We start from the raw sequence: 18,627 nt of genomic DNA on the forward strand, positions 1-18,627 counted from the left end.
GCCAGGAGCGACGGGGCCATGAGAAATGCCCTATCAGATAAGCACATTCCACCCAAGGGAGACAATTAATCCTAACGGTGATAAGAAGTTAGCCGCTTGCCGATTAGCGGGGCTTTGTAAATACCTAAAAGTCACCTATAACTAATCAGGTCAGCAACCTACAGGACAAACCTCATGCATTTTCTCATCATGCAGGGCCAGTATGGTCACAAGCTGGTTAGCTATAGCGATGCTGTATTTGATTTGAAAGAAGCACTGACGGAGTTGAAAGGGAAAGACGCTGCCAACTCACCGATGATTCTTGACGACAAGGTGGTGCAAAGTACCTACCTTTGCACCGAAACTGGCATGCCTGTGCAAGAAATCGACGGCTATCTCATCCGGCTGGCTGAGCTGTAACCCGGCCCCACGCTGCTGACCTGAGAGGGTCGTGTTCTTATCGCCGTATTGCAGTGTAAGAACCGCCCTCCCCTACTCCGATTGCTTCCCTGCGTTGCCCGCCCTTGTTGCGGGCGGGCAGTTCTGCCGTCAGACCTTGAACTGATTGACCAGGCGACGCTGCTGCTCGGCCAGCTGCGTCAGCTCGGCACTGGCGTGCGACGACTGCTCTGCACCCTGGGCCACTTCAGATGCAACCGTTCCGATCACGGTAACATTACGGTTGATGTCCTCCGCCACGGCACTTTGCTCTTCGGCCGCTCCCGCGATCTGGATGTTCATTTCCGTGATGACGGAAACCGCCTCGGTGATCGCCGCCAGCGCAGCTGCGGCCTCGGAAGACTGCTGCACGCTGGTCTCGGTCTTCGCCTGACTGGCCTGCATGATCTGCACCACGTCCTGCGTACCGCTTTGCAGCTGCTGGATCATGGTTTGGATTTCTTGGGTCGCCTGCTGAGTCTTGCCCGCCAGATTACGAACCTCATCCGCCACTACGGCAAAGCCGCGGCCCTGCTCACCAGCCCGTGCCGCCTCAATGGCTGCGTTGAGGGCCAGTAGATTAGTCTGTTCGGCAATGCCGCGAATGCTGACCAGGATCGTGGTAATGTTTTCGCTGTCCTTAGCCAGCCCTTCCACGCTGACAACCGCACGGTCGATCTCGGCAGCCAGTGCGGAAATCGCATCGCTGGAGTTCTGCACAATAGTCCGCCCGTGGTTAGCCGACTGATCTGCATTACCTGCCGCCTCGGCCGCTTGGTTGGCACTGCGGGCAACCTCCTGGGCTGTAGCGGACATTTCCTGAATGGCCGTCGCCACTTGATCGATTTCAGATTGTTGCTTCTGTACCCCTTGCTGGGTGTGAATGGCGATCTCTGCCGTATGCTCGGATGCATCGCTCACTTTTTGTACCGAGGATACTACCTGGGTAATCATGGCTTGCAGCTTGGCCAGGAAGCGGTTGAAACCCTTTGCCATGGCACCCAGCTCATCGGGCCGGTTTTCATCCAGCCGACGGGTCAGATCGCCCTCGCCTTGAGCGATGTCGTCCAGCATCAGCACCATTTGCTTCAGTGGTCGCGTGATACTGCGGCTTACCAGCCACAACGCGCCAAGCCCGATAATGGCAATGGCCAGGCCGACCAATCCCATCCCGAAGGTATTTCGATCGCTCTGCGCCTTGATATCGTCGTGAAGTTTCAGAGACTCACCCAGTGCGGCCTGGATGGGCAGCTGGATCATCAGTGTCCACTGAGCGGACGTGTTACCGACCTTGAACGGTAGGAACAGCTCGATATGCCCATGCGTTTCGTCATAGTCGTATAGCGGCTCGGCCGACTTCAGCTGCTTCAGATTATTCAGCTCGCTTTCATCCAGCAGGGCACTGACAGACTTGCCCAGCTGGCCGGCGTCCTTGGTATAGGCAATCAAGGCACCATTACTGGCAATCAGTGCCATTTGACCTGCGCCCTGGTAGAGCGACTGGTTGGCCTTGACCAGAGCATCCTGAATAAAGCCGACGGACAGGTCCGCACCAGCAATACCCTGGAACTTGCCTTTGACCATGATAGGCGCAGTAAACGACGCCATCAGGACAGGCTTGCCAGCGACGTCATAGGTATAGGGGTCAACGGCGCAAAGCTGTTGCGTTTCCTTGGCACACAGATAGTACTCGCCCTCGCGCACGCCCAGGTCGGAGCGTTTCTGGCTTTCCATGAACTGAATGATGTCATGGCCGAGCGTACCATCGGCATTGCGGAACCAGTACGGCAGAAAGCGGCCAGTACTGTCATGACCGGGCTGCCCCATGAACTGATAGTCGTCACCTGCAAAGGCATTGGGCTCCCAGCCCAGATAGGCGCCCAGGAGTTCAGGGTGCTTTTCCATCGCATTCCGAACGATTCGATTCTGCTCATCTCGCGACAGATGGACGCTAGTGCTCGGATCGCTGGCAGACAAGGCACTCAGGTGCGCCAGTGATGCTGCAATGTTCAATGGCTTTTCAAGGTCATGCTGGATATGTATGACGTTGGCATCGGCCAATGAAATCAGCCGCTCACGGATAACCTTTTCAAACAACGCCTCTGTACCCTTGGCCGCCTGATCCTGTGTACGCGCGCCGGTGACCAACGCATACCCCACCAGAGCGATGACGATCGCCAGGATACAGGCACCAGCATACGCCATGATGGTGTACTGAATAGACTTGAATTTCATGGTGCCTTTTCCATGTCTGCTTATCTAAAAGGCTCTATCGGCGCAGATTGGAAAAGCTGAATTGCAGCCTGTCGGCTAAGACAACATCTCGTCACGCCTGCCCGCCGGGTGCTCAACCGACAGGACAGGTGCAGAAGCAAAATCAGTCTGACGAGGAGGAGAAATCGGTCAGGGGACGCGACAGTCGAGTGTCATGCCGGTAAGCCAGCATAAGGGCAAGTCCGACCAGGCCCATGACCGCGCAGTAGCCCACGCACAACCAGGGGCTGACCGGCATTAGGGCAATCAGAATCAACGGCGTGATGCTGCCCCAGATCGAGTACGCAATATTGTAGGTAAAGGAAATACCCGTGACTCGAATATTGGAGGGAAACAGCCCGATCATCACCGATGGCACGACGCCCACAATGCCGCAGGCAAGACCTGCGATCGCGTAGCCCAGCCAGAGCGCTATCGCCTCGCTGACCAGACTCGTATACAGGACGGCAATACCGGGGGCGAGAACGGCGCTGTACAATCCCATCGCTTGCCAGGGACCTATCCGATCAGCGATGCGCCCGGCGATGACGCAGCCAATATTCAGAAACACGATACCGATGCAGCTCATGCGGAACGCGGTACTGGTCGGAATATGAAAGTACTTCTGCATCACGGTAGGCGTCACAACCACCAGGACGACCACTGCCGAAGTCAGAACGCACGTCAGCAGTGCCGCCGGCAGCAAGGCGGTGCGGTGTTCTCGCAGGACCGTCGATAACGGCAGGCGCGCCGATAATACCTTACGAGCCTGCATCTCCATGAAGACAGGCGTCTCGTTCAGCCACCGCCGTAGCCATACCGCCAGGACGCCAAAAAAGCCGCCCAGGATAAAGGGGATACGCCAGGCATAGGCATGGAGTTCTTTCTCGGCATAGATTGATGACAGCAACGTGGCCGTCAGTGCACCCAACAGGTAGCCAAATGTCAGGCCTGCCTGAAGAATACCCAGCGCATAACCTCGGTGATTGGCCGGGGCATGCTCTGCTACAAACACCCAGGCACTGGGCACCTCGCCGCCGACGGCAGCCCCCTGCAATACCCGTAGCGCCAGCAGGATCAGCGGTGCAAAGTAGCCGATCTGCGCATAAGTAGGCATCACGCCAATGAGCAGGCTTGGCAATGCCATAAGCAGGATGCTCAGGTTGAACATGCGCTTGCGCCCCAGGCGGTCGGCATAATGCGCCATGAGAATCCCGCCCAAGGGGCGCGCCAGGTACCCAGTGGCAAAAATGCCGAAGCTTTGCAGCAGCCGCAGCCATTCAGGCATTTCCGGCGGGAAAAATAACTGGCTGAGCACCAGCGCGAAAAAGACGAAAATAATGAAATCGTAGATTTCCAGGGCACCGCCCAGCGCCGCCAGACCCAGGGTCTTATGGTCCTGCCAGGATAATCGCCGGGCAGGCGTATGAATGTCGCTATGCATGTAAACGTGCCCGCTCTCTTCTTGCCTAAACATGAGGCGGCGCAGCATACAGGGAAGTTATGCGCTTGTTACAGCTTAGCACCCCCTCTATTCTCTGTATCCGAACTGGGCGGGCACGCCCAGACCACCCGCACATTAGCTCACTGCCTTTAAAACCAGACTTCCATTTGGGTCCCAAACTGCCATACCCCACCTGATTTGAAATGAGGCTCACCCAGATCATCCGTATGACTAAAATGATCCAGGCCCGCGGACCAGTTCATATACGAGGCGAACAGGCGTAGTTCAGGACGTAGTACGAAATCGCCGGTTTGAGGTTTGAACGTAGGGGCAATGGTTGCCTTCCAGAAGTTACCATCGGCTTGCCTGCGTCCGGCGTAGCCACGGGCATTGATATCCATGGTCTGCCAGCTTAGTTCGTACTGCATTTCAAAGTTCTGGTTGATATCGTTGGCGAGGCGTAGGTTAGCAGTAACGTAACGGTAGTCGTCCCCCGGCACATAGCGATCCTGACTGTGCTCGGCAATGACAACCGGTGCCATACGCCAGAAAGGGCCGAGTCGCGTATACCCATAGAAGGCAAGCCGCAGGGACTGCGCCTGGTCAAGTAGCTCTCCGTCGCCGCCAATCTCGCTCAGTTCGGCGCCCAAGCCTCGTCCGTAGACCAGCGAGGTTTTCAGCGCGCCCTCACGACCAAAAAAGTTCTTTTGCCCATACGTAAAGACGGTATGCACCCCTTTATCCGCCGGGGTATAACCGCTCAGGTTGGTTCGATGATCATCGCCCTTTGCATCAGCGGCCGCCAAACGCCCTCTATTTTCGCCGGAGGTAATGCCGTTGAGCATGAATTGCCATCGATCTTCATCAAAGAACTGATTGAGGGTAGCAATATAGGAGCGTGCATCCTTGCCGTTTTCCAGACCGAAATCACCATAGGAACGTGTCACCAGAGATGCATTCAAACGCCAATCCGGTAGTGGTCTCACATCGTAAATACCGGCCCCTGTGCCCGCCAGGAAAATGACATCACGATCCAGCCAGTGCACATCAAAATTGTCCCGATCAAAGCGTTTGCCAGCCCACAGGGTGGCATCCCTGAACATTGGCGATGAGCTGAAAGCAGCCATATGGTTCAACTCGGCATAAGCCTGCCGCACATTGAGCGAGCTTTCTTCGGCAGCCCAGACGTTGGGAGTTTGTACTCCGTCTGCCAACATCAGCAGGTATTTCCAGCGGGTACCGTTGTCTACCTGCCGCTCCTGAGAGAGCTTGGCTTCCATATACGTATCAGTTTCATTACCAAGCCGGCCAACATGCCCGCCAATAGCGCCGGCGGGTGTCATGCGCACGCCTCCACGCCCTGTCTTGTCGCCATTGGCTAAAAAGCCAGAACGCGCATAAGCACCGAATTTGAATCCTTCATTAGCGGATGAAACAGCCTTAACGGATGCTGGCTTGTCTTCAAGTGCCTGCTGTCGAGCCTCAATCTGAGCAACCCGCTGATCAAGGGACCGCTGGAGCCCCTCTGCAGTTGCGACAGTCGTAGCGGTTTTTTCAGTCTGGCGCAGACGCCTGACTTCGGCCTCGGCCCGGCTGGCTCTGGCTTCGGCATTAGCTACTCGGACCTCAAGCTGTGCCAGACGCTCTTCAATCGTCAAGCCGGTGGCTGCCAGCAATGGAGAAGAAAAAACTACGAGGGACAAGCCTGCCCCGAGGCAATGGACACGATCTTTCATCATTCACCTTTTTGTTCTTGTAGTAAGGCGCACGAGGTAAAGCGCCTGCACTTGACAAACCCTGAATAAAGTAAGTCAATGCAAATGTTAACGTTACCAAAAACAAAAACAAGAGGCTTTTTATGGCTTTTCCCAAACAACGTGAGTATTGGCTCGTTAGTGGTCTGCTATTCTTTTTCTTCTTCGCCTGGTCATCAAGCTACTCGCTTTTTTCCATCTGGCTGCACCGGGTGGTCGGACTAGGCGGTACCGAAACTGGCTTTATCTTTGCCGCTAATGCCGTTGCCGCTCTGCTGATTCAGCCCTTTTACGGTGCATTGCAGGATCGTTTCGGCCTGTCACGCAAACTATTGGTCTGGATTGGTATTTTGCTGGCCCTGGCTGCACCCTTTTCGATTCATATCTATGCCCGGCTCCTACTGGAAAACGCAGTGTTGGGTGCGGTAGTTGGCGCAGGTTTCCTAGGCTTTGCCATGTTGGCAGCAGTAGGCGTGATAGAGTCCTACACGGAACGCTTGTCGCGTTGTGGCGGCTTCGAGTTTGGTACTGCCCGCACCTGGGGCTCTCTAGGATGGGCAGCAGCAACCGCTGTAGTCGGAGTAATCTTTAACATAGACCCGAATATTGCCTTTTATCTGAGCAGTATTTCTGGCGTTATTTTTCTATTGATTCTGGCATGCCTGGACCTGAAGGCCTTTCAGCAAAGCACATCTGCTGTGCCCTACCTGCGTGCTGCGCCGGTTACATCCCATGATCTCCTGACCTTGCTGCGGCTGCCTCGCTTCTGGGCGCTGGGGCTTTACCTGACCGGTGTTTCGGGCGTCTATATGGTCTATGAGCAACAGTTTCAGGTCTACTTCGCCAGCTTTTTTCCAACAGCCGCTGAAGGTACCCGGGCCTATGGTTACTTAAACTCCAGCCAAGTTCTTGTAGAAGCCTTATGTATGCTCTTTGCGCCCTGGCTAGTGGCGCGTATCGGAGCCAAGCAAGGCCTCATTCTGGCCGGGGCAGTCATGTTTACCCGTATCTTGGGGTCTGGACTGGCCGATACCGCCTGGTTGATTGCCGCCTGCAAAATGCTGCACGCATTAGAGGTGCCCATTCTGCTCGTAGCGGTCTTTAAATATATCGCTTTCAACTTCGACTCACGCCTATCCGCGACGCTGTATCTGGTGGGTTACCAATTCGCTCAGCAACTGACTGCCATGCTGCTGGCACCTGTTGTCGGCTACGGTTATGACCACCTCGGTTTTGCCCAGGTTTACATTCTGCTTTCAGGGTTGGTTGGCGTCTGCCTGCTGTTATCCTGGCGACTACTGCGTGCAGACCCTCCAAATGCCTTCACCAAGACAGTACACGCTGACCGTAACGCTGACGGCAGCCCTTCTTCTTCCCCTGCCTGAGAGGCCCTGCTCATGTCCTCATCCGCGCTGCGTGATGCGCAAGATGCCATTCGAGAACGACTACCCGAGCGTTGTGACGACTTTCGCCCTGCCTATCATCTATCGCCACCGATTGGCTGGATGAACGACCCTAACGGACTCATATTTTTCCATGGCGAGTACCATGTGTTCTACCAGTTTCATCCATACTCACCTCAGTGGGGTCCAATGCACTGGGGACATGCCAAAAGTGCCGATCTAGTGCATTGGGAGCATTTACCCGTTGCCCTGGCACCCGATTCGGATCCTGATGGCGATGGCTGCTTCTCGGGCTCGGCGGTGGTTTGGGAGGATACCCTTTATCTGATATATACCGGGCATCGTTGGCTAGGCGAACCCGGCCGTGAAGATCAAGGTATCGAACAGGTACAGTGCCTAGCCAGCAGTCGCGACGGCATAGACTTTACCAAGCACGGCGCAGTTATCCAGCCACCTCAATCTGAAATACAGCACTTCCGCGACCCCAAGGTATGGCGTCACGACGGTGAATGGCGTATGGCGCTGGGCGCACGTGTCGGTGACAACCCACAACTGCTGCTGTACCGCTCCACTGACTTGCTGCATTGGGACCTTCTAAACTGCGCCCTGGCTGGCGAGCGCTCCCTTGATGGCTTCATGTGGGAATGTCCTGATCTTTTCTCCTTTGATGATCAGGACGTTTTACTTTATTCGCCTCAGGGTTTGCAGCCTCAAGGCTATCTCTATCGTAATCTGTACCAGAATGGCTATCGATTGGGACGTCTGGATTCGATGGGGCACTTTACCCCGCACACCAACTTCGTCGAGCTTGATCATGGCCATGACTGTTATGCAGCTCAAACCATGCTTGCACCCGATGGCCGACGCTTGCTGTGGGCATGGATGGACATGTGGGAAAGCCCAATGCCCAGTCAGGCTCACGGCTGGTGTGGCTCTCTTACCCTGCCCCGAGAAGTAACTCTTATAGGTAACCATCTATATCAAAAACCAGCACGCGAGCTGGCTACCTTAAGAAAGCACGAGTATTACCTGGAAATTGGTGAAGTACATGCTGAGCGTCGCCTTTTACCCGTTGCGGGCGAACTACTGGAACTGGATATCATACTGGAGCTTGCTGTCAGTGATGCCGAACGGTACGGCCTTGCCCTGCGCTGTAGCGCAGACTCGTGTGAAGAGACACTTCTTTACGTTGATGCCCAGGCGGGCCGCCTGGTACTGGATAGAGAACGCTCCGGCAAAGGTGTTGCTGGAGTTCGCAGCTTGCCCCTGCCTTCCGGTCAGACGCAGTTAACCTTGAAGATCTATCTGGATCGCTCGTCCATTGAGGTTTTTGTGGACAATGGCCTTCATGTCATGACCAGTCGCCTCTATCCCCAACCTGACAGCCAAGGCATTTATGTTTTCTCCTCTAACGGCCGTGCCGTATTCAGCGCAGCCCGCGCCTGGGCATTACGCGACTTGAAACTTTGACTGTTGCTGCCACGCCGGTTTGTAATACTCGACACACTACGAGTTTCAAGCAGGACGGATGGCAGTATGGCTTCGGTTAAAGATGTAGCACGATTGGCTGGGGTTTCAGCAATGACCGTCTCACGGGCATTCAATAGTCCAGAGAAGCTCAACGCAAAAACCCTGGCGCGTATACATTCTGCCGTTCGCACCCTTGGTTACGTGCCCGATCTTGCTGCACGGCGCATTCGCGGCGGTCAGTCCAGCGGTAAGACAATTGGCGTCTTTGCGCTGGGCACTGCCACGACACCTTTTGCGGTAGACCTTCTACTCGGTCTCGAACGCACCGCCCGCGCGCATCAGTGGAATTTATTCATTCTGAACCTTCTGGATGAGCAACCCAGTCAGCAGGAAGTCGAGCTGATGCTTGCTCATCGTCCAGACGGGATAGTCTTCACCGCCATGCAACTGCGCAGCGTAAACGTTCCTGATGGCCTTGGCGACCGTCCGCTGGTGCTGAGTAATTGTCAGGGTACAGCGCCCAATGTGGCCTGTTATGTCCCTGACGATAGCGCCGGCCAGTATGCAGCTGTACGAGCTGCCTTGGCACGTGGCTACCGACGTCCTCTTTGTATCAACCTGCCTCGGCATAGTTTGCCTTGGATGCTGCGGCAAGAAGGGCTTCTGCGTGCTTGCTATGAGGCGGGTTTGGCGGAAAGCGACCTTGCTCAATACAGTCTCAGCACCGATGATGCCTATGGCGAAACGCTTGAAGAGCTGACTCGACGCTTCGAATCGTCCCGTTCTCCAGCCTATGATTTGTTGATTTGTGGCAATGACCGCATTGCTTTCGTAGCCTATCAGTACCTATTGGGCCGTGGCGTAAACATACCCGGCGAGGTAGCAGTACTGGGCTATGACAACATGGTTGGTGTTTCTGAGCTGTTTCATCCACCGCTAACTACGGTACAGTTGCCTCATTATGAAATGGGTCGCCAGGCAGCGCTGCACTTGATTGAAGGACGTCAGGCTGTCGGTATCCACCCTATCCCTTGCCCTCTGGTAGAGCGAGCATCGCTATAAGCGTCAGGACCAGCTCATTTTGAAGGAATTCAAGGAGCTGAATTGCGTCATTACTTCATTGGCTCTCTCGTTCCGCCATTACCTGTGGCCTTCCATGAAATACTTGTTTGTCCTGGGCGCACGTGACCCGGAAATGATGTTAATCGAAACCCTTGCCCTGCGGACACGGCACCGGGTTGCTTATGCCCTAGTCGACGAGCGTCGGGTCTACGCAGGTAACGCTTACCGCGCGGACCGGGTTTCCACTCGCGCAGGAGAGCCCCATGGCCCTATCGTCTGGGTGGAATGCGGCCTCGCCGATACCTCCCAGCCTCGTGATATTGTGGTAGACCATCATCATGAAGGCGATCCGGGGTATGACATGCCTCCGGCGCGCTACTGGGAAGGCTCCTCGCTGGGGCAGGTCTGCCAGCTGCTGGAGATCGAGCCGACGCCGGAGCTGCAATTGGCTGCCGCCGCCGACCATTGCCTGAGCGCAGCCTACAAGGGTCTCTGCCCTGGGGTCGATCCGGCTGATCTACGCGCGTGGCGTATTGCCTCCCGGTCGAACTGGCAAAAGATCAATCCTGATCAATTACGAGCCACGATCGAGGCGGCAATCGAACAGGTCAAGGCGCTCAAACCAATCTCCATCGCAGGCCATGAATTCTTCGATGCCATGGATCACGACATCCCCGAACTCTCCGAGGCGTCCGCCATCTTGGGGCGCCCCGTCATGTATAGCATGCCGGAGCCACGGAGCGGACGTATCAAGGTCGGTGCCCTGAATGGCTCTCCAGACATGCTTCACGCCTGGATGAACTGCGCCCGGGAGGTATTGGGCCTTGAGGACGTGTACGGTAATCCGATTCGTGGATACGCTGGTGGGTATTTACGTGGGGATATCTTGCAACGTGCATGAGGCTTGGGTCGCAACGTAACGGTTTTCCTGGCAGTCATGCAGTCGTCCCGGCAGGTAAAAGGTCCTATGAACACGTTCCTACGCCAAGACCTGACGCATGCCCAACAAACGAAGCACGCCTGATCCCACCCACGCCTCTCCCTCTACAGCCTCCGGCTTTGTCCGCGTCCGGGGCGCGCGTGAGCACAATCTCAAGAATGTAGATGTCGACATCCCCCGCAACAGCCTGGTTGTTTTTACCGGCGTTTCGGGCTCTGGCAAGTCCTCCCTTGCCTTTGGAACCCTGTACGCCGAGGCCCAGCGTCGTTACTTTGAATCGGTGGCACCCTATGCCCGTCGCCTGATCGATCAGGTGGGCGTACCGGATGTGGACACCATAGAAGGATTGCCTCCGGCTGTTGCTCTCCAGCAGCAACGCGGCACGCCCAGCGCTCGCTCTTCGGTGGGTAGCGTCACTACCCTGTCCAGCCTGATCCGCATGCTGTACTCACGCGTCGGCACCTATCCGCCTGATCAACCCATGCTCTACGCAGAGGACTTTTCGCCCAACACACCCCAAGGCGCCTGTCCTCAATGTCATGGGCTCGGACGAGTCTATGAAGTAACCGAGCAGTCTATGGTACCGGACGACTCGCTGACTATTCGCGAGCGGGCCATTGCCGCCTGGCCTACTGCCTGGCAGGGGCAGAATCTGCGGGACATTCTGGTAACCCTGGGCTACGACGTAGACATACCTTGGCGCGATATCTCCCAAAAGGATCGCGACTGGATTCTCTTTACTGAAGAACAGCCGACCGTTCCGGTCTATGCCGGCCTGACACCAGAGCAGACCCGCGAAGCTCTCAAGCACAAGCGCGAGCCCAGCTACATGGGCACCTTTACCGGTGCGCGCCGCTATGTGTTACATACCTTTGCCCATTCGCAAAGCGCGTTAATGAAAAAACGCGTATCCCAATTCATGGTGGGTAGCCTGTGTCCGCTGTGTGAAGGTAAGCGCCTGAAGCGTGAGTCGCTGTCCGTCACCTTTGCCGGGTATGACATTGGCGAGCTGGCCCGCATGCCTCTGCTGACCCTGGTTGATGTCCTCACACCTATTGCAGCCGGTGCGCTGGCTTCAGGGTCTTCTCCCGTGGAGAAAACCTTCACAAGGGAAGAATCACGCCGCGCACGTGAAGCGCGTGCCCGGGAAGGTGGCGCTTCCCATGAGGCCGCCCCGGACGTGCGCCGTACTCCGACCCTGTCAGACGAAAAGCGCCTGGCGGCCCAACGTATCGCCCAGGATCTGCTGGAACGCCTGACAACCCTGACCGAGCTAGGCCTGGGGTACCTCTCCCTGGAACGCAGTACCCCAACATTGTCTTCGGGAGAGCTGCAACGTCTACGCCTTGCCACTCAGTTGAATTCGCAGCTTTTCGGAGTGATCTATGTGCTCGATGAACCGTCCGCCGGTCTGCATCCTGCTGACGGCGAAGCGTTGTTCACGGCTCTGGATCAACTCAAGGCGGCCGGCAATTCCTTGTTCGTAGTGGAACACGATCTAGAGACGATGCGTCGTGCGGACTGGCTGGTGGATGTAGGCCCTGCAGCAGGCGAACACGGTGGTACGGTTCTCTACAGCGGACCGCCTGCCGGATTGGCTCATGTCGAAGCGTCTCAAACACGGGATTACCTGTTTGCGTCTCGGCGCACAGCAGCCACCTTGAGACGCCCGCACCGCAAGCCGCTTCATTGGCTAAGACTAACCGGCGTAACGCGCAACAACCTCAAGGCCCTTAATGTTGCGTTTCCACTTGGCTGCTTTACCTCCGTTACCGGTATCTCTGGCTCCGGCAAATCGACTCTTGTCAGCCAGGCACTATTGGAGTTGGTCGGTGAACACATAGGCCGGCCACTGGCCGAGCGCGATGAAGACGAATCACTTCTGGACGAGGAAGCTCCTCAGCCACTCTCAGGACAAATCATTGAAGGCATGGAGCATATTCGTCGCCTGGTCCAAGTGGATCAGAAGCCGATCGGTCGCACACCGCGCTCCAACCTTGCCACTTATACAGGCCTTTTTGACGGCATCCGCAAACTGTTTGCCGCGACCCCGGAAGCTCGGAAACGGCGATATGACGCCGATCGCTTTTCATTCAACGTAGCCAAGGGGCGTTGCCCGACCTGTGAGGGCGAAGGCTTCGTCAGTGTCGAACTGCTGTTCATGCCCAGCGTGTATGCGCCCTGCCCGACCTGCCATGGCGCCCGTTACAACGCCGAAACGCTGGAAGTCACCTGGCAAGGAAAAACCATTGCGGAAGTCCTGAACCTGACGGTAGAGGATGCCTGTACCTTTTTCGAGGAGGAAGCTGGCGTACTCCGTCCCTTGCACGTCCTGCGTGATATTGGTCTGGGCTATCTGCGCCTGGGGCAACCAGCCACGGAGCTTTCCGGCGGTGAAGCACAGCGCATCAAGCTGGCAACCGAGCTGCAACGTACCCAGCGCGGCGCTACGCTCTATGTACTTGATGAGCCTACAACGGGTCTACACCCTACTGATACAGACCGCCTGGTGCGCCAGCTCAACGGTCTGGTAGAGGCTGGCAATACAGTCGTTGTGGTTGAACATGACATGCGCGTCGTGGCGCAAAGCGATTGGGTCATCGATATCGGCCCAGGGGCTGGTGATAGAGGTGGACACATTGTCGCGAGCGGTACACCCGAGAGCGTTGCAAAAGAGACCAGCAGCAAGACCGCGCCTTACCTGCGGGCGGTACTGGAGAGCTGATCGGGTTCACATGCCAAGCGGTTCCTGGGAACCACCGGCCCGCTTGGCTGACAAACAGGGGCCGCTTTTTTGAAGGAATCAAAATGCCTCACGCCATCAATAAAGACACCCAGGTTTGCATGTCCCTGGCGGGACGCCCTGGCAACACCGGTACACGGTTTCACAATCATCTGTACGAAGCCCTGAACCTGAATTATCTCTACAAGGCGTTCACAACCACCGACCTGCCTGCTGCCATTGGCGGCATTCGAGCGCTTGGCATACGCGGATGCGCTATTTCCATGCCGTTCAAGGAAGCCTGTATTTCTCTTCTGGATGGCCTCGACCCTTCTGCCGCCGTGATCGATTCGGTCAATACGATTGTGAACGATGACGGTAAACTGACAGGCTATAACACGGACTTTTTGGCTGTCGCCTCGCTGCTTGATAGCCATCAGGTATCTCGTGATCTGACGCTTGCGCTGCGGGGTAGCGGCGGTATGGCCAAAGCCGTGGCGTTTGCCTTGCGGGAGGCCGGCTTCAAGAAGGGACACATCGTGGCTCGCAATCCCACTACCGGCCGAGCCCTGGCTGAATCCTGCGGGTATGAGTGGACCGAATCCCTGGGCGACCTGCGCCCTGAACTCATCATCAATGTGACACCCGTAGGCATGACCGGCGGACCGGAAGCGGACGATCTGTCTTTTGATGACGAAGTGATTCAAAAGGCCAAAGTGGTATTTGATGTCGTGGCAATGCCATCCGAAACCCCACTCATCAAACGCGCCCGCGAGCTGGGCAAGCCTGTCATTACCGGCGCAGAGGTTGTTGCCCTCCAGGCACTGGAGCAGTTTGTCCTGTACACCGGCATCCGCCCAAGTCCTGAGCAGGTTGAAGCCGCCGCGGCATACTCGCGCAATCAATAAAGGTAAATAGGGGCAACCGCACATGACGATTGCCCCGCTCTTGACCGTCAACGTTCGAAGGCACAGTGCTGTCTAACAGATTGTGCCTGAATATCACGCCTCGAACCGGCTTACCTCAAGTCCTGTTCCTACCGGCAGCAATACACTGGTAATGCCCGCCTTGGCTCGAATAGCGCGCCCATAGCGCTTCACATCGTCATTGCCGGGCCGGATCATATTATCCGCAACAATGATCGCACCTGGGTTGAGCTTGGGATAAAACACCTCAAGACACGGTACATAAAGGTCTTTCCACAGATCAAGCAGGACAAAGTCCACTCTACCGGGTAGCGCCTCGATCAGCTGTACGGCATCACCGACCTGAAAGTCGATGTAGTCTGCAAGCCCTGCTTTTTCGGCCATCTCCCGTGCATAGAGTGACTTGTACTCATGCAGCTCCAGAGTGATCAGCCGTCCACCCGTTGCGCGTGCAGCCTCGCCAAGCCAGATGCCGGAATAGCCAAAGGAGGTACCAATTTCCAAAATCGTAGGGGTCTCCAGGCTTTTCGCCAAGATATTGATCAGCTGTCCGGTTTGCGGTCCGACAGCGCGCATGCGTTGATCCTGCCCGCCGTCACGTCCGCCAGGAGGAAGCTCGCGGGGCGCGCTTTGCTCTTTGTGTATCCGCGCGTGATAAGTCTCAAGCACCGTATTGATTTTCTCGTCCATATCCTTTCCTTGCCTGTTCGTTCGATAGCCACACAGGTGCCGCCTTCTCGCGCCACCTTAATGGTTATTGCATGCGGAACGTGTAGGGGCTATAGAAATCCGAGCCGGCCCACGGACGAGTCTCCTCGTTGAAAAGAGGCTTACCCTGCTTATAGCTTTCAGCGTTAGCTGGGTCGCCCTTGCCGTCGTAAGCTGCCACATACGGATAGGGATAGACCGGCCGCGAACGGATCACCTTTTCATCTTTTGCTACCGGCTTTTTCATGAGGTTTGGATCATCCTTCATCTTCTTGAAGTCAGGAGCGCCCTTCATGGGTCTATCTGTCGGTGCGCCAAAGTGGCCCATGACGTTTTGCCCATCGGTCTGGTTTGTAAGGATGGCTTCAGGTGCTTTTCCGCCCTCAACCCAGGAGAGCATGGGTGTCAACAGGTCAAGCTTCGCCGGGCCTTCACCTTGACCACAATGGTAGACGCCTGGCAACAGGTAAAGCCGTTCGAAGGTTGAAGCCTGCTCCTTGCCCATGACGCGCTGAACAGCCTCGTGATACGCAATGGAGTTGATGGGCGAGATATGCGGATCAGCCCAGCCATGCCAGATGATGAGCTTGCCGCCAGCCTTGGCAAAGGCTGATAGATCCGGGTTGGTTGCATCATAAAACGCATGCAGCGGCCTTAGGCGGTCAAAGGTCTTCAAGTCGAATTGCATATCCGAGAGTTTGAAGTCCTTGCCCGGACTCTGCTCAAATGACAGCCATTGCAGTGCGCCCATGGCAATCATTTTGCTGAAGATAGGATCGTCATGGCTTTGCGGAACAAAGACATTCGCCCACGCCAATTCAGATCCCGGCTGCGGTCCACCAGCAATCAGCCGTTGGCCAGTCGCAGGATCTTTGGGGCCTTCGTACAAGCGACGCACCACGTCAACCTCAGCAGGAGACAAGCAGTTGGGATTATCAGCTTTCTGCTCGCTCTTGCATTGCAACGTGCCCGGATCAAAATGGCAGGCACGCGGGTCGGAAATCAGACCATCGACCTGCCCATCCAACGCGTCACACTGATTGAGTACAGCCCTGTGAATCAACGGAAGGCGAGAGGCTATCAGAACAGCCTTACCGTCTGGGCCGGTGTTCGTACGTGCCTGCCAGGCGTGATACATCGCATTCTGGGTCTGGAAGTTCATCGCCGCGGCACCGGCAATGATGCCATTGAAATCGTTCGGATAGCGCTGCGCCTCCATCAACGCTTCGCGTCCGCCATCAGAGCAACCGTTAAAGTAGGAATAGGCCTCACTACGACCATAAAAGGCATGGATCAGCTTTTTGGCGGCCAGGGCCGTAAGATGCACACCGCGAAAGGCAAAGTCTTGACGCTTTCGCGGATCTTCTCCGAACGACTCCTCGCCCTGGTGTCCCATGTCCGTGCTTGCCGTGACAAAGCCGCCTGTATTGAGCGGCGTACACCCTTCGGCCGCACCGACCTCAAGCGAGATACGGCCACATAATCCGCCGCATCCTACCTGCAGATAGCGCTGAGTCCAGCTGTGCAAGGGAAGAACTACCTTGAAGCCAATCGAAGGGGCCAGCGTCCCCTCAACCGCACACACTGCTACACCATTATCAGAGGTTTCAGTGGCTGAAGTGATCGAACTACCCTTACCGCCAATGTCGCTCATGTCGAAACTTTTAAGCGATGAACAAACCTGAACAGGTTGGACGATAGGCAGTGATTGAGACAACGCCAGCGAAGCAGCTGAATTATCTTCCTGGGTAGCAGCGCCCGCCACACTGGTAGCTGATGAACACACCCATAACGTAACGGCCATACAGGCGCGTCTGAAACGTTCGTTGTACATGGGACGATCTCTATGAATGCTTAAAAACAGGCTAGCCTCCAGGCATACCGCTTGTGCAGTAACTACTGCTGCTGCAATCGACTGCCAGTGCCGGTAGTACAGGGCTATCCTGGGCTATCTCATCAGGTATTTGACGCATGGCTGAATCAGTCAGGCTGTCGCTCATGCTTTTTTCAGCCTCAAGTGTGAGTAACAACTGTGCAGGCAATGTGAAGATTGGACTATGTCCTTGAAAACGACAGACACACCCGCCTAAATATAACTAGCAGTACCCTTCAGGCCCGCTCCTTATGAAGCTCAGCATTTCCACAAAAGCCTTTATTGCCATACAAACCCTGTCGGTCCTGGCAGTGCTCAGCATGGGTTTTGCCGCCTACTGGAGCTTTACCCGCAGCTTTGTAGGCTTTCTGAACGAGCAGGCTATTATTCGCATGACCAATGCCATTCCAACATTGGAAGATGCCTATACCCAACATGGAAGCTGGCAGTTTCTGGTAGGAACGCATGTTCAATGGTTCGAACTCTTGAGTACCAGTGTCAGACAGCATGAAGGTGAGCCCCATACCCGACGCGAGCCTCCCATAGCCGATCTGACGGGAGCGCATATGCGCTTCACCCTTCTGGATGCCCAGCACCGCTATATCAATGGTTATCCCAACTACAAGGACATCGCCACCTTCAAACCGGTACAGGCAAACGGTATGGTTGTAGGCTGGGTGGGCATGACGCCCTTCGAGAGCGTTACGGCCATTGGTGATGAGCGCTTTCAACAAGACCAGGTTCGCTCAATCTGGTTGATCGTGGGCGCCAGTTTGATCATCTCCTCCTTCATTGCCTGGCGTATTGCCCGCACGCTGTCGCGTCCGATCAGGCAGGTGGCATTGGCTACCCATCGGCTGGCCCGAGGAGAGTACAGCACACGGGTTGGCGTCCACTCACAGGATGAAGTGGGCCAGCTTGCTCAGGACTTCAATCAGATGGCCAAAGCCCTGGAAAACAACGAGAACATGCGACGCCACTTCATGGCGGATATCTCCCATGAGCTAAGAACGCCACTTGCTGTCCTGAAAGGGGAAATGGAGGCGCTTGAAGATGGCATTCGCCCACTGACCAAGGAAGCAATTGCCTCCCTTCAGGCCGAAGTAGAATCCTTGAGCAAGCTGGTTGACGATATTTTTGCCCTATCCCTTTCTGAGCTGGGTGCTCAGGCCTACCAAAAGCGTCCGGTGCAGTTGGAGTCCGTTCTTTATGGCATTGCCGCTACGTTTGAAAGGCGCTGCTTGGTAAACGCGCTATCGTTAACCCTGGAAATACCCGGCGAACCGCTGTGGATCAGCGGTGATGAAAGTCGGCTTCAACAACTCTTTACTAACTTGCTGGAAAACAGCCTGCGTTATACCGATGCGGGCGGTCATATCCTGATACGCGCTCGACGAGGGCGAGACGGCATCCTCATCAGCTGTGAAGACTCCGCGCCAGGCGTATCCAAAGAGCAACTGGGCCGCCTGTTCGAGCGGTTCTACCGAGTCGAGCAATCACGCAACCGGGCCACCGGCGGCGCTGGGCTTGGGCTGGCGATTTGCCGCGGCATTGTTGAAGCCCATGGTGGGCGAATCGACGCCACATCCTCGCCTTTGGGCGGGCTCTGCGTGACATTGCAGTTTGATCCCCTGCCTGACTTGGCGAGTAACTAA

General features: G+C 55.9%; 13 protein-coding genes and 1 pseudogene. 8 read left to right on the forward strand and 6 right to left on the reverse strand.

Features of this window, described 5'->3' with window-relative positions; genetic code table 11:
- Positions 1-174 precede the first annotated feature (174 nt).
- Positions 175-399, forward strand: coding sequence for a hypothetical protein (locus EAW52_RS12255; RefSeq protein ID WP_010798231.1), 225 nt, complete (start codon positions 175-177; stop codon positions 397-399).
- 129 nt (positions 400-528) lie between these two features.
- Here EAW52_RS12255 and EAW52_RS26835 read toward each other — a convergent pair whose 3' ends face one another.
- The 4 genes and pseudogenes from EAW52_RS26835 to EAW52_RS12270 all read right to left on the reverse strand — a co-directional run bounded on the left by EAW52_RS26835 (position 529) and on the right by EAW52_RS12270 (position 5,850).
- The gene (locus EAW52_RS26835; RefSeq protein WP_372238917.1) at positions 529-1,371 is read right to left on the reverse strand and encodes a methyl-accepting chemotaxis protein; all 843 of its coding nucleotides are present in this window, start codon (positions 1,369-1,371) and stop codon (positions 529-531) included.
- 12 nt (positions 1,372-1,383) lie between these two features.
- A pseudogene (locus EAW52_RS26840) lies at positions 1,384-2,652 on the reverse strand (HAMP domain-containing protein); the annotation flags it as partial.
- Between the two features lie 142 nt (positions 2,653-2,794).
- Positions 2,795-4,114: an MFS transporter gene (locus EAW52_RS12265; protein WP_122042609.1), complete on the reverse strand. Its 1,320-nt coding sequence runs from the start codon at positions 4,112-4,114 to the stop codon at positions 2,795-2,797.
- Between the two features lie 149 nt (positions 4,115-4,263).
- A complete protein-coding gene (locus tag EAW52_RS12270; RefSeq protein WP_122042610.1) occupies positions 4,264-5,850 on the reverse strand; it encodes a carbohydrate porin in 1,587 nt (528 codons plus the stop codon).
- A gap of 122 nt (positions 5,851-5,972) precedes the next feature.
- On the opposite strand from EAW52_RS12270, the gene EAW52_RS12275 reads away from it, so the two are divergent.
- The 6 genes from EAW52_RS12275 (at position 5,973) to EAW52_RS12300 (ending at position 14,373) form a co-directional block, all read left to right on the forward strand.
- The gene (locus tag EAW52_RS12275) at positions 5,973-7,253 is read left to right on the forward strand and encodes an MFS transporter (RefSeq protein WP_122042611.1); all 1,281 of its coding nucleotides are present in this window, start codon (positions 5,973-5,975) and stop codon (positions 7,251-7,253) included.
- A 12-nt stretch (positions 7,254-7,265) separates the two neighbouring features.
- A complete protein-coding gene (locus EAW52_RS12280; RefSeq protein WP_122042612.1) occupies positions 7,266-8,741 on the forward strand; it encodes a sucrose-6-phosphate hydrolase in 1,476 nt (491 codons plus the stop codon).
- A 66-nt stretch (positions 8,742-8,807) separates the two neighbouring features.
- Positions 8,808-9,803, forward strand: coding sequence for a LacI family DNA-binding transcriptional regulator (locus EAW52_RS12285; RefSeq protein ID WP_122042613.1), 996 nt, complete (start codon positions 8,808-8,810; stop codon positions 9,801-9,803).
- 19 nt (positions 9,804-9,822) lie between these two features.
- Entirely contained in the window at positions 9,823-10,704 is an 882-nt protein-coding gene (locus EAW52_RS12290; protein ID WP_256680792.1) for a hypothetical protein, read from the forward strand.
- Positions 10,705-10,801: 97 nt separating this feature from the next.
- Positions 10,802-13,468, forward strand: a complete 2,667-nt coding sequence (locus EAW52_RS12295; RefSeq protein WP_122042614.1) for an excinuclease ABC subunit UvrA — start codon at positions 10,802-10,804, stop codon at positions 13,466-13,468.
- Between the two features lie 83 nt (positions 13,469-13,551).
- Positions 13,552-14,373, forward strand: a complete 822-nt coding sequence (locus tag EAW52_RS12300) for a shikimate 5-dehydrogenase (RefSeq protein ID WP_122042615.1) — start codon at positions 13,552-13,554, stop codon at positions 14,371-14,373.
- Between the two features lie 93 nt (positions 14,374-14,466).
- Here the strand turns inward: EAW52_RS12300 and EAW52_RS12305 are convergent, their stop codons facing one another.
- Together EAW52_RS12305 and EAW52_RS12310 are read right to left on the reverse strand one after the other, a co-directional pair.
- On the reverse strand, positions 14,467-15,081 hold the full coding sequence (locus tag EAW52_RS12305) for an O-methyltransferase (protein ID WP_122042616.1): 615 nt from the start codon (positions 15,079-15,081) through the stop codon (positions 14,467-14,469).
- Between the two features lie 64 nt (positions 15,082-15,145).
- Positions 15,146-16,933: a tannase/feruloyl esterase family alpha/beta hydrolase gene (locus tag EAW52_RS12310; protein WP_122042617.1), complete on the reverse strand. Its 1,788-nt coding sequence runs from the start codon at positions 16,931-16,933 to the stop codon at positions 15,146-15,148.
- 290 nt (positions 16,934-17,223) lie between these two features.
- On the opposite strand from EAW52_RS12310, the gene baeS reads away from it, so the two are divergent.
- Positions 17,224-18,627, forward strand: coding sequence for a sensor histidine kinase efflux regulator BaeS (baeS, locus tag EAW52_RS12315; RefSeq protein WP_122042618.1), 1,404 nt, complete (start codon positions 17,224-17,226; stop codon positions 18,625-18,627).

It is taken from the genome of Pseudomonas sp. LTJR-52 (assembly GCF_003691465.1).
In the GTDB taxonomy this organism is placed as follows: Bacteria; Pseudomonadota; Gammaproteobacteria; order Pseudomonadales; family Pseudomonadaceae; genus Chryseomonas; species Chryseomonas luteola.